Raw genomic sequence first — 1,312 nt, 5'->3', positions numbered from 1 at the left:
GAGCCTGCAATGGACCGGAAGCGTTTCTGACCATGGCAGTAATTTATCCAGTGCATTCTGGTCTTTTGAATCCAGATTGGGAAGCTCCTCAAATAGATAGCGTAAATAATAATATGGATTTAAGTCATTTTCTTTCGCTGTTTCTACAATGCTATAAATGATTGCGCTCGAACGCGCTCCACGTGGGGTGTTGCTGAAAAGCCAATTCTTTCGTCCGATTACGAAGGGCTTAATCGACCGTTCGCTTCGGTTATTATCAATCTCCAAACGTCCATCCTGTAAAAATGCCTCAAGCTTTTCCCACTGGTTAAGACTGTATGTGACGGCCTCTCCGAGGGCACTCTTTGGTAGTACCTGGCCCTTTTGGTTTTTTAGCCATGTCAAAAAAGCATCCATGACTGGCTTGCTGAGTTCAAGGCGTTTTTCATGGCGTTTTTCAGCGGATAACTCTTTCAAATCACGCTCGATTCTATATAACTGATTACAGAATTGCAGACCTTCGGCTGCTTTGGTTCCAGAGGTCTGACGCTTTGCAGGGGGGAGCGCCTTTAACGCTTCATCGAACTTTCTTCTGGCGTGAGCCCAACAGCCGACAAGGGTGACCTCCGGTACCTTATGGTACCCTGCGTAACCGTCCACTTGTAAGAAGCCTTTAAAACCGGAGAGAAAATCCTTCGCATTTTTGCCGGCCCTTGTTTCCTTGTAATCGTAAAGGATGGCCGAAGGACCTTCCTTCCCTGTCCGATAAAGCCAGATATATGATTTTGAAGTGGCTGGCCTGTCGGGTTCCCGTAAGACTTGCAGCGTGGTTTCGTCCGCATGTAAGATATCTTGATCCAACAGGATTTGATGCATGCGATCATACATCAAGCTGAGCCACTGGTCCGCTCCATGGATCATCCAATTGGCAATGGTTTGCGGGATAATCCCACCCCCATCCTTCTGAATTGCTTTTCTTGGCGATAAAGGGGAAGGCCGTCTACGTATTTTTGATTCATGATGTGAGCCATAAGGGAAGGGGAAACCAGGCTTCCCGGATGGACCGGCTTTGGCATTGGTGCAGTGACAATTGGCGTCTCAAGCTCTTTGCGCTCGCACTTACGGCAGGCGTAAACATGGCGGACATGCTTGACCACTTTCAATTCCGCAGGAATGAACTTCAGTTCCTGACGGACTTCCGTACTCATTTGATGCATAGCCCCGTTGCAGCACGAACAGACCTGCTCTTCCGGGGACAAACGGTATTCGACCGTTTCCACAGGCAGGTTTTCAAGCATCAATGCACGCTGTCCATGTTTCTTGCGCTTTCGCT

General features: G+C 48.4%; 1 pseudogene. It reads right to left on the bottom strand.

The features are described from left to right. Positions 1-1,212: pseudogene (locus JCM21738_RS21835) on the bottom strand (transposase); the annotation flags it as partial. Positions 1,213-1,312: the final 100 nt, after the last annotated feature.

This window comes from Mesobacillus boroniphilus JCM 21738 (assembly GCF_000517385.1).
Classification (GTDB): Bacteria; Bacillota; Bacilli; order Bacillales; family Cytobacillaceae; genus Mesobacillus; species Mesobacillus boroniphilus.
This window is presented reverse-complemented; position numbering and strand designations above follow the sequence as displayed.